At 73.8% G+C, this 11,817-nt stretch carries 12 protein-coding genes; 4 read left to right on the top strand and 8 right to left on the bottom strand.

The window, feature by feature from the left end; genetic code table 11:
- Window positions 1-73: 73 nt before the first annotated feature.
- The 7 genes from Aau02nite_RS05335 to Aau02nite_RS05305 form a co-directional block, all read right to left on the bottom strand.
- Window positions 74-1,000: a DMT family protein gene (locus tag Aau02nite_RS05335; RefSeq protein WP_212987187.1), complete on the bottom strand. Its 927-nt coding sequence runs from the start codon at window positions 998-1,000 to the stop codon at window positions 74-76.
- On the bottom strand, window positions 997-1,779 hold the full coding sequence (locus Aau02nite_RS05330) for a phosphatase PAP2 family protein (protein ID WP_212987186.1): 783 nt from the start codon (window positions 1,777-1,779) through the stop codon (window positions 997-999). The genes Aau02nite_RS05335 and Aau02nite_RS05330 overlap by 4 nt, the downstream gene beginning before the upstream one ends.
- A 128-nt stretch (window positions 1,780-1,907) precedes the next feature.
- Window positions 1,908-2,543, bottom strand: coding sequence for a TetR/AcrR family transcriptional regulator (locus Aau02nite_RS05325; protein WP_212987185.1), 636 nt, complete (start codon window positions 2,541-2,543; stop codon window positions 1,908-1,910).
- An 86-nt stretch (window positions 2,544-2,629) separates the two neighbouring features.
- A complete protein-coding gene (locus Aau02nite_RS05320) occupies window positions 2,630-4,243 on the bottom strand; it encodes a tetratricopeptide repeat-containing diguanylate cyclase (protein ID WP_212987184.1) in 1,614 nt (537 codons plus the stop codon).
- A 54-nt stretch (window positions 4,244-4,297) separates the two neighbouring features.
- Window positions 4,298-4,819, bottom strand: a complete 522-nt coding sequence (locus tag Aau02nite_RS05315; RefSeq protein ID WP_212987183.1) for a hypothetical protein — start codon at window positions 4,817-4,819, stop codon at window positions 4,298-4,300.
- A 43-nt stretch (window positions 4,820-4,862) separates the two neighbouring features.
- A complete protein-coding gene (locus tag Aau02nite_RS05310; protein ID WP_212987182.1) occupies window positions 4,863-5,609 on the bottom strand; it encodes an AbfB domain-containing protein in 747 nt (248 codons plus the stop codon).
- Window positions 5,610-6,049: 440 nt separating this feature from the next.
- Window positions 6,050-6,868 carry a class I SAM-dependent methyltransferase gene (locus Aau02nite_RS05305; RefSeq protein ID WP_212987181.1) on the bottom strand — a complete coding sequence of 273 codons (819 nt, stop codon included), beginning with the start codon at window positions 6,866-6,868 and terminating at the stop codon, window positions 6,050-6,052.
- A 355-nt stretch (window positions 6,869-7,223) separates the two neighbouring features.
- Between Aau02nite_RS05305 and Aau02nite_RS05300 the strand changes: the two genes are divergently transcribed.
- From Aau02nite_RS05300 to Aau02nite_RS05290, 3 genes are all read left to right on the top strand, one after another.
- A complete protein-coding gene (locus tag Aau02nite_RS05300) occupies window positions 7,224-8,069 on the top strand; it encodes an amidohydrolase family protein (protein ID WP_212987180.1) in 846 nt (281 codons plus the stop codon).
- Window positions 8,070-8,173: 104 nt separating this feature from the next.
- Window positions 8,174-9,730 carry a PP2C family protein-serine/threonine phosphatase gene (locus tag Aau02nite_RS05295; RefSeq protein WP_212987179.1) on the top strand — a complete coding sequence of 519 codons (1,557 nt, stop codon included), beginning with the start codon at window positions 8,174-8,176 and terminating at the stop codon, window positions 9,728-9,730.
- Between the two features lie 81 nt (window positions 9,731-9,811).
- Entirely contained in the window at window positions 9,812-10,255 is a 444-nt protein-coding gene (locus Aau02nite_RS05290; RefSeq protein WP_212987178.1) for an ATP-binding protein, read from the top strand.
- 1 nt (window position 10,256) lies between these two features.
- On the opposite strand, the gene Aau02nite_RS05285 is transcribed toward Aau02nite_RS05290, so the two are convergent.
- The gene (locus Aau02nite_RS05285) at window positions 10,257-10,595 is read right to left on the bottom strand and encodes an STAS domain-containing protein (RefSeq protein ID WP_212987177.1); all 339 of its coding nucleotides are present in this window, start codon (window positions 10,593-10,595) and stop codon (window positions 10,257-10,259) included.
- 158 nt (window positions 10,596-10,753) lie between these two features.
- Here Aau02nite_RS05285 and Aau02nite_RS05280 point away from each other — a divergent pair, with 158 nt between their 5' ends.
- A complete protein-coding gene (locus Aau02nite_RS05280) occupies window positions 10,754-11,764 on the top strand; it encodes an aldo/keto reductase (RefSeq protein WP_212987176.1) in 1,011 nt (336 codons plus the stop codon).
- The last annotated feature ends 53 nt before the right edge of the window (window positions 11,765-11,817 follow it).

Raw genomic sequence — 11,817 nt, 5'->3', positions numbered from 1 at the left:
GTCAGGCGCCTGCGGGTCGTGCCGGCCCTGATCATCCGCTCGCGGGCAATGCGGGTCCTGGTCCGCGGGCCGGTCAGCGCAGTGAAGCGGCGCGAGACGCCGGGCGGCGGTGGCGCCGCGTGACCGGCCGGCTTCGTGGCCGGCGCCGCGCGGGCCGGAGCGCCTTGCGGCAGGCAGGCCGTGGCCCGGCCCGGCCGGGAGTCGCCAGCAGCACCACTCCGACGGCAGCCACCACAGCAGCCAGCGCAGCCCCGAGCACCGCCGGCAGAGTCAGCCCGGCACCCAGGCCGAGCAGCGCGACCCCGATGCCCGCGGCGGCCACCGGGTTGACGATGGTCAGGGTGGCCAGCGGCCCGCCGAGCCCGTAGCGGTAGGCCGCCTGCGACAGCAGCAACCCGGCCGCGGACAGCGCGACCAGCGTCAGAACCGTGCCGGCCACCACCGGCTGTTCCAGCGCGGCGAGCCCGTCCGCGCCGATCCGCAGCAGCGCGGTCTGGGTCAGCGCCGACGCCGCGGCGAAGGCGATTCCGCCGGCCGCGGCCAGCCGCAGCCCCGGCAGCCGGGCCGGGCCCGGAACCGCCCGGTACGCCCGCCCGGCCAGCCCCCCGATCAGCACCGTGGCCAGCAGCACCAGCACCAGCACCTGAACGTCGGACAGGGCCTGCGCCGGGGCCGCTGTGCCGACGGCGAGCAGCAGCGCCACCAGGCCCGCGATGGTCGCCAGGGCACCGCGCCACTCGCGGCCACGGACCCGCCGCCCGGCGACCGCCGCACCGACCGGCAACGCCACCACCAGGGTCAGCGCCCCCAGCGGCTGGACCACCGCGAGTGATCCGTACGCCAGCGCGCCGACGTGCAGCAACGCGCCGCTGCCGTTCAGCCCGATGATCATCCACCAGCGCGGCGCCGCGGCGAGGCGCTCCTGGACCACGGCCGCGAGCGCGTACGCCACCGCCGACAGCAGGGACAGCAGCACGGTGGCGATCAGCGGCCCGTTCATGCCGGCTGCTCCACGGCGGCGACGGCCGGCTGCGGGACCGCGCGGCCGAAGAAGGCGTGCGGCTGCCGTCCCGGCCACGGGCACACCAGCAGCACGACGGCCAGCAGCGCCGCGGCGACGATCCCGTCCAGCCAGTAGTGGTTGCCGGTCACCACGACCACCGGCAGCGTCAGAGCGGGGTGGGCCAGCCAGGCCCAGCGCCACGGGCCCCGGGTGACCGCGATCAGCGTGACCGCGACGAGCAGCGCCCAGCCGACGTGCAGGGACGGCATCGCGGCGTACTGGTTGGTCAGCGTGTCGGTCGCCGGGTCGCCGTAGACCATCGGCCCGAACAGCCGGCCGGTGTCCAGCATCCCGGTGGCGGTGAGCATCCGGGGCGGCGCCAGCGGCAACAGCACGTGCACGACCATCGCCGCGGCGGTCAGCCCGGCGAGACCGCGCCGGGCCCAGCGGTAGTACGCCGGCCGGCGCAGGAACATCCAGAACAGGAACGCGGCGGTGACCGGGAAGTGCACGTACGCGTAGTAGGTGTTCGCCGCCTCGAGCAGCGCCGGCTGCCCGACGACCGCGTGCTGCACGGCCACCTCGCCGGGCAGGTGCAGGAAGCGTTCCAGGTCCCAGATCCGCCAGGCGTTGCCGAAGGCGGCGTCGTCGCGGCCCTGGATCAGGAGCCGGGCCAGCTTGTACGCGAGGAACAGCCCCACCACCAGCGCCAGCTCCGGCAGCGCCCGGGGCCGCCCGGCCGGGTCGGCGACCGGCGTTCTCCTGACCAGGCTCATGCCGGTCCCTCCGATGGTTCACGCCGGTGATCGGCAGGTACTTACCGTCGGCGCGGTCGTCGGCGGGGCGTGCGGCACCGTCCGCCGGCCCGGTGGGCCGGAGGGCGGGGGTACGGAACGGGAAAGGCTCAGCCGGCCGGTGGACCGGTATCCGCCGAGTGCGCCGGAGCGGGGACGGGCAGGCCCCGGCTGAGCAGGTCGAGGGCCTCGCCGAAGATGTCCGCGAGGCTGCGCCCGGTGCTGCCGGTGGCCCAGAGGCCCAGGCTGGTCTTGAGCGCGATGCCCGAGGCGTCGGCGAGCAGCCGGGGATAGACGTCACGCTGCACGTCCGTACCGGTGCGCTCGGCGATGACCTCGGCCATCCGCCGGCTGAGGTCCTCGAAGCCGGTGAGGTGCTCGGCGAGCAGCGCGTGGTGGCAGCGGATGAGCCCGAGCAGGTTCATCAGGTCGGACCCGGGCATCCCGGTCTCGACCGACGGCAGCAGGACGGCCCGCAGCGAATCCCAGATGGACTCGTCGGCGGGCCGCCGGCGCAGGTTGTCGGCGACCTCGTGGGCCCGGTCCCGCAGGCCGGCGACGATCGCCTCCTCCTTGCTGGAGAAGTAGTTGCGGAACGTCCGCGGGGAGACGTGCACTTCCTCGGCGATCCGCTCGGGGGTGAGGGTCGCGACCCCCTCGTCGAGGGCGAGCTTGAGCGCGGCGTCGCAGAGAGCCTGGCGGGTGGCCAGCTTCTTGCGCTCGCGCAGCCCCAGCTCATCCGTCATGACCTTGACGCTACGTCTTTTTTCCAACCCTGCAAGTTTTCCAAACCGGAAACTTCGTGCTGTGGATCACTGTCGGAAGCCGGCGCTCAGCGGCGGGACGCGTCGTGCACGACCCGGTCCCGGCCCGCGTGCTTGGCCGCGTACAGGTTGCGGTCGGCCAGCGAGAGCAGGGTGGATGCGCTGGTCGTGCCGCCGGTGTAGGTCGTCACGCCGATGCTGGCCGTCACCGCCAGGCCGCCGGTCAGCTCGGCCCACGGGTGCCGACGCACCGTCTCGCGCAGATGCTCGCAGAAGGCCGCCGCGGTGGCCGGGTCCGTGTCCGGCAGCACCAGGACGAACTCCTCGCCGCCCAGGCGGGCGGCCAGGGCCGGTTCTTCCACGGCCGTGCCGAGCAGCGCAGCCACCTGCCGCAGCACCTGGTCGCCGACCCCGTGCGAGAACGTGTCGTTGACCCGCTTGAAGAAGTCCAGGTCGACCAGCGCCACGGACAACTCGGTCCCGGCGCGCATCGCGGTGGCCACCAGCTGTTCGAGCTGTTCGTCGACGTGCCGCCGGTTGTAGAGCCCGGTCAGCGGGTCACGCAGGGCCAGCTGGCGGAACTGCTCGGTGGCCCGCCGGGCCTCGGCGGTCTCGAAGACCGCCTGCACCGCGTGGGCCCGCATCTCCCGCTGCGCGTCGTGCAACTGCTCGGTCGCGGCGTGGAAGAGCCGGTACTGCGCGTACGCGGCGGGGAAGTCGCCGGTCGTCGCGGCCAGTTCGGCGCGGGCCTCGTGGACCCGGGCGGCGATGCCGGCCAGTTCCCGCTCGGCGGCCAGGCGTGCGGCCTCGTCCAGGGCCGCCCGGGCCCGCTCGGGCTGCCCGCCGCACCGGTACGCCTCGGCCGCCGTGAGCAGGCACTCGGGCAGCGTGTCGGCCTCGGTCACCAGCGGACCACCCGGATCGTCGAACACCGGCCGCAACGCCTCCAGCGCCTCCGCGTGCCGCCCGCGCATCAGGCTGATCCGGGCCATGGTGTCCAGGTAGAGCCCGTCGAGGGCCAGCTCGTGCCGCGCCGCGATCTCGCGGATCCGGGCCACCAGCGCGTCGGCCGCGGCCACGTCGTCGTTCTCGTACGCGGTGAACGCCAGGTTGTTCAGGATGGTGATCACCATCGGGGCGGCGTCGTGCCCGGTCGCGATCTCCAGCGCGGCGCCGAACCGCTCCTGGGCCTGCGAGTGCGAGCCGTTCTCGTCCAGCACGAGGGCCAGCGTGATGAGGTTGCCGGCGCGGATCAGCGGCGGTGCGGCGTCGGCGTACTCGACACCGCGGACCGCGTGGGTCAGCGCCTCCGCGGCGTCGCCCAGGCAGCGGTAGAAGATGGCCAGCAGGCGGTGGCTGCGGGCCAGCAGGTACCGGTCGCTGTGCTCCTCGGCCCACATGTTGACGGACTTGGCGATCCGGCCCTGCTCGGCGATCCGCCCCAGCCGGCCGAGTACGTCGCCGGTGACCAGCTCGGCGCGTTTCTCCAGGTCGGTCCAGCCCTGCCGGCGGGCGACCCGCTCGGCGCGGCGGGCCGGCATGGCCACCGAGCCGAAGTCGTCGGCCGTGCGTAGCTCGAGGTCGAGCAGCAGCGCGTCCAGGGACTCCCGGCCCGCCGCGGCAGGGCTCCACGGCGACGCGCCGGTGTTCGGCCCGTGCACCGCGGAAAGCATCGCGCTCATGGCTGACAGCTTCGGCTGCCGGCGGGCGTACCTGAGGGAAGTGCCCGGCCGCCGCTAGAGCCGGCGCTTGCGCAGGTGCGGGACGGTCCACTCGGTCGGGGGCCAGCCGGGCACCGGCAGCTTGTGGCTCAGGGCCGCGATCAGCCAGCCGCGCTCAGCGCTCAGCCGGGTGATGAACGCCTGGCTGGTGGCCGACGGGCCGCGGTCCGGCGCGTCGGAATGGGCCAGCGTGGGCACCACGGTCAGCTCCATGTCGGCGCCGACGGGCTGCGAGCGGCTGGCCGTGGGCACGCCGGCGGCCAGGAACGCGTAGAAGCGCCGCCAGTGCCGCGCACACACCTGCAGCATGTCCGCGAACCAGGGGTCGGCGGAGTCCCGGGCCGCCAGCGCCGCGGCCCGGTCGTCGTCGGGCGGCTGGTTCATGCCGAGCAGGAAGCTCTGGGCGATGGTCGTCCGCAGGTCGGTGTCGAGCGGCACCCACAGCTCCCGGATGTCCCGGGCGCCGTGGACCTTCTCCGCCCACATCGCGATGGCCTGCAGACTGCTCGACGGTGCATCGTCGGTGGGTGGGGGCATTGCCTCAATCCTCTCCCGTTCGCGGTGCGGTGCGAACGGGTGATCAGAGCGGGGGGCGGACGACGAACTGGGTCGCCGTGCCGGTCGTCGCGGGCGTCAGGCCGAGCAGCGAACGGTCCTCGGTGAGGAACCTGTCCGGGTAGTTGTGCGACCGCAGCGCGACGACGCCGGCGCGGCTGCGGGTCTCGGGGCAGAACGTGGCGTCCCGGTCGAACAGCCGGGTGCGGTCCGCGCTGTCCAGCCGGATCCGGAAGTCGCGGTGCCGCAGGAACCGGCCGGGATAGTTGCTCGCCTCGAACGAGACGCAGCCGCTGTCGGCCAGGCCGGGGCGCACGACGAAACGGGCGTCGGCACGGTCCAGCGCGGAGCTGTCCGGCCCGATGCGGTCGGCCCGTCCGCGGAAGTCGCGGTGCCGGATCCGGTAGCCCGGGGCGTCGGCGAGCTCGAGGCTCACCGCGGCGCCGGCCCGCAGCGTCACGGCCGGTGTCTGCGCCGCCTCCCGCGACGGCTTCCGGGTGGTGACGGAGGTGCCCACGGCCGCGGCCGGCGGACGTTCCCGCCGCGCGGCGACGGTGGTCGTGGCGGGTGGACGGGGTGCCGACCGGGCCGGCTCCGGGGCGCTGGACCGGGTGCCGGCAGCCGGCACGGGCGTGGCCACCGGAGGCGGCAATGCCGGGGCGGCGGGCGGCGGCAGCTCGTGACGGCCGGCTGACGGAGCGGGCCGGGCACCGAACTGGGTGAGCGCGACGCCGATCAGCAACAGGGCGGCCACGGCGGCGCAGAACGCCATCAGGGAACGACGGCGCTCGCTCTTTGTGGCGGCACTTAATTCAGAAGATGTATCGACATTCACCGCTGGTTGTGAACGGTAAACAACCGGTGGAGTAAGCGGGTCCGGGTCCGGCGGAAAAGCCTGGTACGGGGGTAGCCACCCGCCGACCCGCAACCGGGTCCGGGCGTCGTCCTCAGAGGTCATGCGTTTCCGTTCGCCGGGAATCAGGCCGGACCACGGGAGAACCGCGACGGCCGACGCCGATATGCTCCGGCCTCCGCGCCAACTTCGCAACCCTTACACCGCCGGACATCGGACAATGGTGCCCGCGGCGGCCGGGGGAACCGGCCGCGACCGGCGGTCGGAGCGGAAAGCCGGCGGCCGTCGATATCGACGACCACCCATTCCGGTGAATGTCGCGACGATTCCCCGAAGTGGTTCGGCTACCGGGTGGGCCGTCAGTCCGTCCCGGGCACCGTTCCGGCGGCCAGCAATGCCGAGGTCGGCAGACACAGCAGACCCGTGCTGTCGAGGTGCACGCCGGCCAGCCGGTCGTAGGCGGCCTTCATCCGCGCCACGGTGGCCGCGTCCTGCCGGGCGACCACGTACCCGATGCCGGCCAGCCCACCGGCGGCCCCCGACCACCACAGCTCCGGATCGACCCGGTGCTCCCAGGTGACGGTCCGCGAGTCCACGTTGGTCAGACCGACCCGCCGCAGCAGTCCGCCGAGCCCGTCGCGGGTCCGGGGGAAGTCGTCCGCCGCGTCCGGGCCCGGCATCGCCGGCCGGGTCACTCCGGCCGCCGCGATGACTTCGTCCCACAGCCGTTGCAGCGGGGGAGCGGGCTGCGGCCACACCGTGACGCCGACCCGTCCACCCGCGCGGGTGACCCGGCGGAGTTCAGCGACGGCGGGCGCCGGACGGCCGACATGGTTGACCACGAAGTTCGCCGCCACGGCGTCGAAACCCGCTGTCCGCAGCGGCAGGGCGGGAAGCGCACCGATCACCGGACGCCCGGCCGGGAGGCGGTCGACCGTCGCCCGCACCATGGCGGGCTCGGCATCCACCGCCGTCACCACGGCTCCTCGCGCCGCCGCGGCCTCGCTCAGGGACCCGGTGCCACAGCCCACGTCGAGGACGCCGATTCCGGCTCCGATCCCGACCGCGTCCAGCAGCAGTGGCACGGGATGGGCGCACAGGCCGGCGAAACTGCGCCGGTACGCCTCGGCCTTGTCCCGCCACAGGTCACGCCGGTACCGGTCGTACGACTCGCTCATGGTTGTCCCTCCGTATCGGTGCACCGCCACAGACATCAGATCATCCGCGCTTGTCGACATCCGGTTCGATCGATAGCGTTGACGGGATGCCCCAGACATCTGATGTCCATGGTGCGTGCCGGAGGGCTACCGCTGAGCACCGGCGCGGGCCGGCAGCAACGAGCGCAGCCACGACTCGGAGGTGTCGACGCGCACCGGGCCGCCGCCAGCCCGGTCGCGGCCGGCTCCAGCAGCCGGCGGACCTCCATGATCTGCGGCAGGCTGTCGTCGCTCAGCCGGCCGCGCCACCCCCGTGTGCCCGGACCGGCCGGTCGGCCGCTACCGGGAGGACAAGCCCGGAGGACGGCGAGCCCCGATGACCGCTCTCATCGACGCCCACCTGCACCTGTGGGACCCCCGCCGCTTCAGGTACCCGTGGCTGGCCGGCGAGCCGGGACTGAACCGCCCGTTCGGGCCGGCGGAGCTCGAAACCGGCGGCCACCGGCTCACCGGGGCGGTCTTCGTCGAGGCGGGCCGGGCCGCCGGCCAGGCCCGCGACGAGCTCCGCTGGGTCGAGGAGGTCGCCGCCGGCTGGCCCGTGCTGCTCGGCGCGGTCGCGCACGCCGATCTCGAACGCGGCCGGGAGGTCGAGGCGGACCTGCGGCTCCTCGCCGCGATGCCCCTGGTCCGCGGAGTGCGGCGCAACCTGCAGGACGAGCCGCCGGGCTTCGCCACGAGCGCCGGTCACGTCGCGGGCGTCCGGTCGCTGGCCGGGTACGGCTTCACCGCGGACCTGTGCGTCCGGCACTCCCAGCTGCCCGAGGTCACCGAGCTGGTGGCCCTGGCGCCGCAGGTGACCTTCGTCCTGGACCACCTGGGCAAACCGCCGGTCCGTTCCGGTGTCCGCGACCCGTGGCGGGAACACCTGCGCCGGCTCGCCGGGCTCCCGAACGTGGTCTGCAAACTGTCCGGCCTCACCACCGAGGCCGACCTCGCCCACTGGCGTCCGGGTGACGTGCTGCCGTATCTGCGGGACGCGCTGGCCGAGTTCGGCCCGGACCGTTGCCTGTTCGGTGGTGACTGGCCGGTCGCCACCCTGGCCACCCCGTACGCCCGCTGGGTCGACGTGGTCCTCGAGGCGCTCGCCGGGTGTACTCCGGCAGAAAGCGCGCAGGTGCTGGCGGGCACGGCCACCCGGGTCTACCGGCTGCCCGCCGCCTGACTCACCGGGCGCAGCACAATGGACCTCGTGGCGGTCCCGTCCCTCGTCAGGCGTCCCGCGTTCGGTGGGTTCCCTGGCCCGCGCCGACCGTTAGGCTGCTGGACATGGCGACTGACGGCGGCCGGCCCGGCCCGGGGGCCGGGTCAGCGGATCCGCCGGACGGCCTGATCGCCGTGGTGCGGGACGTCCTGGCGGTGGTCCCGGCCGGCTGCACCTGGATGCTGCCCGTGGCCGACGACACCGCTCGCGTCACCGACTTCCGGATCGAGGCGGTCAGCGGCAACGACGGCGACGTCCACGGGCGCGGTGCCAGCCGGATCGGTGAGCTGCTCAGCGAGCTCTATCCGAGCATGGTCGGCGGCCCGTTGTGGCAGCTGTATCTGCGGGTGCTGGCCACCGGCGAGCCCGCGGAGCTGCCCGGCTTCCGGTATCAGGAACGGCGGGCCGGCGTCGTCACCGACGCGCTGTTCGACATCGGCGTGCATCCGATGCGCGGCGGGCTGTTCGTCTGCTGGCAGCGGCTCGACGAGGACCAGCGCCGCCTGGAGCGGACGGAGCTGCTCGGCAACCTGGGCTGGGCCGAGTACGACCTGCGGACCGGGCTGAGCAAGTGGTCCCCGGGGATGTACCGGATCTTCGACCGGGATCCCGTCCTGGGCCCGCTGACGCGCACCGAACAGACGGCGCTGCTGGTGCCGGCGGACGCCGGGCAGGCCGAGGCGGCCTGGCAGACGCTGGACAGCGGCGCCGGCTCCGACGTGACGGTCCGCATCCGGCCCGGCGGAACCGTCAAGTACCTGCGGATCCTCTCCGACGTCGCCCGGGACGCGGACGGGACACCGCTGAAGATCTACGCCGTGGTGCAGGACGTCACGGCCCGGGTGGACTCCAGGTCCGAGATCGAACGGCTCGGCGACCAGCTGCGCAGCCGGGAGATCACCGCGATCGCCGAGCACCGCCTCGCCGGTCAGTTGCAGAGCCTCATCCAGCCGGTGCCGCGGGAGCCGGTCCCGCTGCCGGGGCTGCAGGCCGCCGTCAGCTACCTGCCGGCCGAGAAGGCGGTCCAGGTCGGCGGGGACTGGTACCACGCGCAGGCCCTGCCGGACGGGCACACACTGCTCGCCATCGGTGACGTCGCCGGGCACGGACTGGAGGCGGCCAGCGGCATGGCCCACCTGCGGTTCGCCCTGGTCGCCTGGCTGTCCATCGGCATCTGCGACCCGGGTGTGCTGCTGCGGCACCTGAACGGGCTGAGCCGGCAGCTGGGGATCACCGGCACCGCCACGATCGCCGCGTACGACCCGGCCACGCGGGTCCTGTCCTGGGCCCGGGCCGGGCACATGGCGCCGCTGCTGGCGCGGGCCGCGGGCACCGAGGAGCTGCCGCTGCCGCGCGGGGTGCTGCTCGGCGCGGCCGACAACGCCCGGTATCCGGTGGTCACGGTCCAGCTCCGGCCGGACGACCTGGTGCTGTTCTACACCGACGGGCTGGTCGAACGGCGCGATCCCGGCGACGGCGACCTGCTCGACCGGGTGATGCGGACGCTGTCGGAGGTGTCGGCCGAGCCGGGCGACCTGACCCTCAAGCGCCTGCGGGACCTGCTGCCCGCCGCCGGCCCGGACGACGACACCTGCACCCTGGCCGTACGCGTGCTGCCCTGACGGCGCCCCGCGGGCCGGCATCGACCGCGGCAGATCGGATTCGAGGTTTCCGCAAGATCCGACAGGGCAATCAGGCAGCCCATGACTCTGTTGCGGACGTCGCCGCCGCCCGCGCAGGCCGTGCAGCTGGAGCAGTGGTCCCTCACGAACGGCGACGAGCTGCGGCCCCTGCGCCTGGGCCTGCGTGCTGCCCTGTCCGCGCACGGACTCGTCGATCCCGCTCCGGCAGACGAGATCGTGGACCGGGTCGTCCTGGTGGCCACCGAGCTCGCCAGCAACGCCCTGCGGCACGGCCGGCCGCCGGCGGTCGTACGACTGCTGCGCTGCGACGACGGCCGGTTCGTCGTCGATGTCGCGGATCACGACCTGGCGGGTGTGCCGAAGCTGGCCGGCATCCACCTGGCCGGGGTGGGCGGGCGGGGACTGCACATCGTCCGGACCCTGGCACTCGATCTGTGCTGGTACGCCACCGCGACGACCAAGCACATCTGGGCGTCTTTCCCGGTGGCGGACGCGCAGCCCTGACTCAGCCCACCCCGCGGTCGTCGGCGCACAGCACCTCGGCCAGGCCGGTGATCTCCAGCACCTGCCGGACCATGCCCTCGGCGTTGGTCACGCCGAACCGTCGCCCGGCCCGCTGCGCCGCCTCGTAGCCGGCCAGCAGCCCGGCGATCCCGTGTGAGTCCAGGAACTCGGTGCGCCGCAGGTCGACCACCACCCGCCGGACGCCGGGCGCACGGGCCGCGCGCACCAGGGCATCGGACAGCTCGGCGGCCACGCTCATGTCGAAATCGCCGGCCAGGCACACGTGCAGGACGCCACCGGGCGTGGTCCGGGTGCTGATCTCGTGGATCGGAGTGGTCACAACCAGCATGTCTAGCACGCAGGTATGACATCCCGGCCGCTGTGCGCAGCACGATCCGGTCACGCCCGGGTATGCGCTGTCTCCGGGGCAAGTGGCCCAGGAAAACGGGCAGCGATTGGCACCTGCGGCCGGGCCGGTTCCTCCCTAGCGTGGTGGGCATGCGATACCGATTTCTGGGCGGGACCGGCCTGGCCGTCAGCGAGCTCTGCCTCGGCGCGATGGGCTTCGGCCGGGAGTCCGACGAGGCCCTGAGCGTACGGATGCTGGACCACTTCGCCGAGGCGGGCGGCACGTTCGTCGACACCTCCGACGCCTACAACGGGGGGCTGTCGGAGGAGATCGTCGGACGCTGGCTCAAGGGCCGGGACCGGCAGTCCGTCGTCGTCTCGACGAAGGTGCGCTGGGGTCCCGGCGGCAACCGCGAAGGGCTGGGCCGCAAGCACATCCGCACGGCCGTCGAGGCCAGCCTGCGCCGGCTCGGCACCGACCACATCGACCTCTACCACGTGCACGGCTGGGACCCGGCCACCGGGGTGGAGGAGGTGGTGCGGACCCTGGACAACCTCGTGACCAGCGGCAAGGTCCGCTACCTGGCGGTGAGCAACTGGTCCGTCCGGCACGTGCAGCAGGCGCTCGACCTGGCCGGCCGGCACGGGCGCGAGCCGTTCGTGGCCGTCCAGGCGCTGTACAACCTGCTCGACCGGGAGGCCGAGTGGGAGCTGCTGCCGCTCGCCGGGGAGCAGAAGCTCGGCTTCCTGCCGTGGTCACCGCTGCGGGGCGGCTGGCTCTCCGGCAAGTACGGCCGCGGTGTGCGGGAACCGGTGCCGGGCACCCGGATCGCCGAGGCCGGGCAGCGCGACAACTGGCAGGAGCGCTGGGAGAACTACGACAACGAGCGCACCTGGACGGTGCTGGACGCACTGCACTCGGCGGCGCGGGAGTCGGGCCGGGCGCCGGCCCAGGTGGCGCTGAACTGGCTGCTGCGGCAGCCGCACGTCACCGCCCCGGTCATCGGCGCGCGGACGCTCGACCAGCTCGAGGCCAACCTGGGCGCGACCGGATGGGACCTGGACCCGGACCTGGTGGCGGGGCTGACCGCGGCGAGCGAGCGGCGGCTGCCGTACCCGTACGAGATCCTGGCCATCAGCGGGCGCTCGGCGGGAGCGTGAGGCGTGGACGCCGGCCGGTAAATGGGTGGGTGCTGGCGACCGCGGCCGGTTAG

It is taken from the genome of Actinoplanes auranticolor (assembly GCF_018332655.1).
GTDB classification, from domain to species: Bacteria; Actinomycetota; Actinomycetes; order Mycobacteriales; family Micromonosporaceae; genus Actinoplanes; species Actinoplanes auranticolor.
The sequence above is the reverse complement of the archived record's forward strand: the minus strand, read 5'-3'. Positions and strand labels throughout refer to the sequence as shown.

Coding starts and splice junctions, on each gene's coding strand:
- Aau02nite_RS05280 (WP_212987176.1), top strand. CDS start 10,754: ATGCGATACCGATTTCTGGGCGGGACCGGCCTGGCCGTCAGCGAGCTC.
- Aau02nite_RS05335 (WP_212987187.1), bottom strand. CDS start 1,000: ATGAACGGGCCGCTGATCGCCACCGTGCTGCTGTCCCTGCTGTCGGCG.
- Aau02nite_RS05310 (WP_212987182.1), bottom strand. CDS start 5,609: ATGGCGTTCTGCGCCGCCGTGGCCGCCCTGTTGCTGATCGGCGTCGCG.
- Aau02nite_RS05320 (WP_212987184.1), bottom strand. CDS start 4,243: ATGAGCGCGATGCTTTCCGCGGTGCACGGGCCGAACACCGGCGCGTCG.
- Aau02nite_RS05330 (WP_212987186.1), bottom strand. CDS start 1,779: ATGAGCCTGGTCAGGAGAACGCCGGTCGCCGACCCGGCCGGGCGGCCC.
- Aau02nite_RS05295 (WP_212987179.1), top strand. CDS start 8,174: ATGGCGACTGACGGCGGCCGGCCCGGCCCGGGGGCCGGGTCAGCGGAT.
- Aau02nite_RS05325 (WP_212987185.1), bottom strand. CDS start 2,543: ATGACGGATGAGCTGGGGCTGCGCGAGCGCAAGAAGCTGGCCACCCGC.
- Aau02nite_RS05315 (WP_212987183.1), bottom strand. CDS start 4,819: ATGCCCCCACCCACCGACGATGCACCGTCGAGCAGTCTGCAGGCCATC.
- Aau02nite_RS05290 (WP_212987178.1), top strand. CDS start 9,812: ATGACTCTGTTGCGGACGTCGCCGCCGCCCGCGCAGGCCGTGCAGCTG.
- Aau02nite_RS05305 (WP_212987181.1), bottom strand. CDS start 6,868: ATGAGCGAGTCGTACGACCGGTACCGGCGTGACCTGTGGCGGGACAAG.
- Aau02nite_RS05300 (WP_212987180.1), top strand. CDS start 7,224: ATGACCGCTCTCATCGACGCCCACCTGCACCTGTGGGACCCCCGCCGC.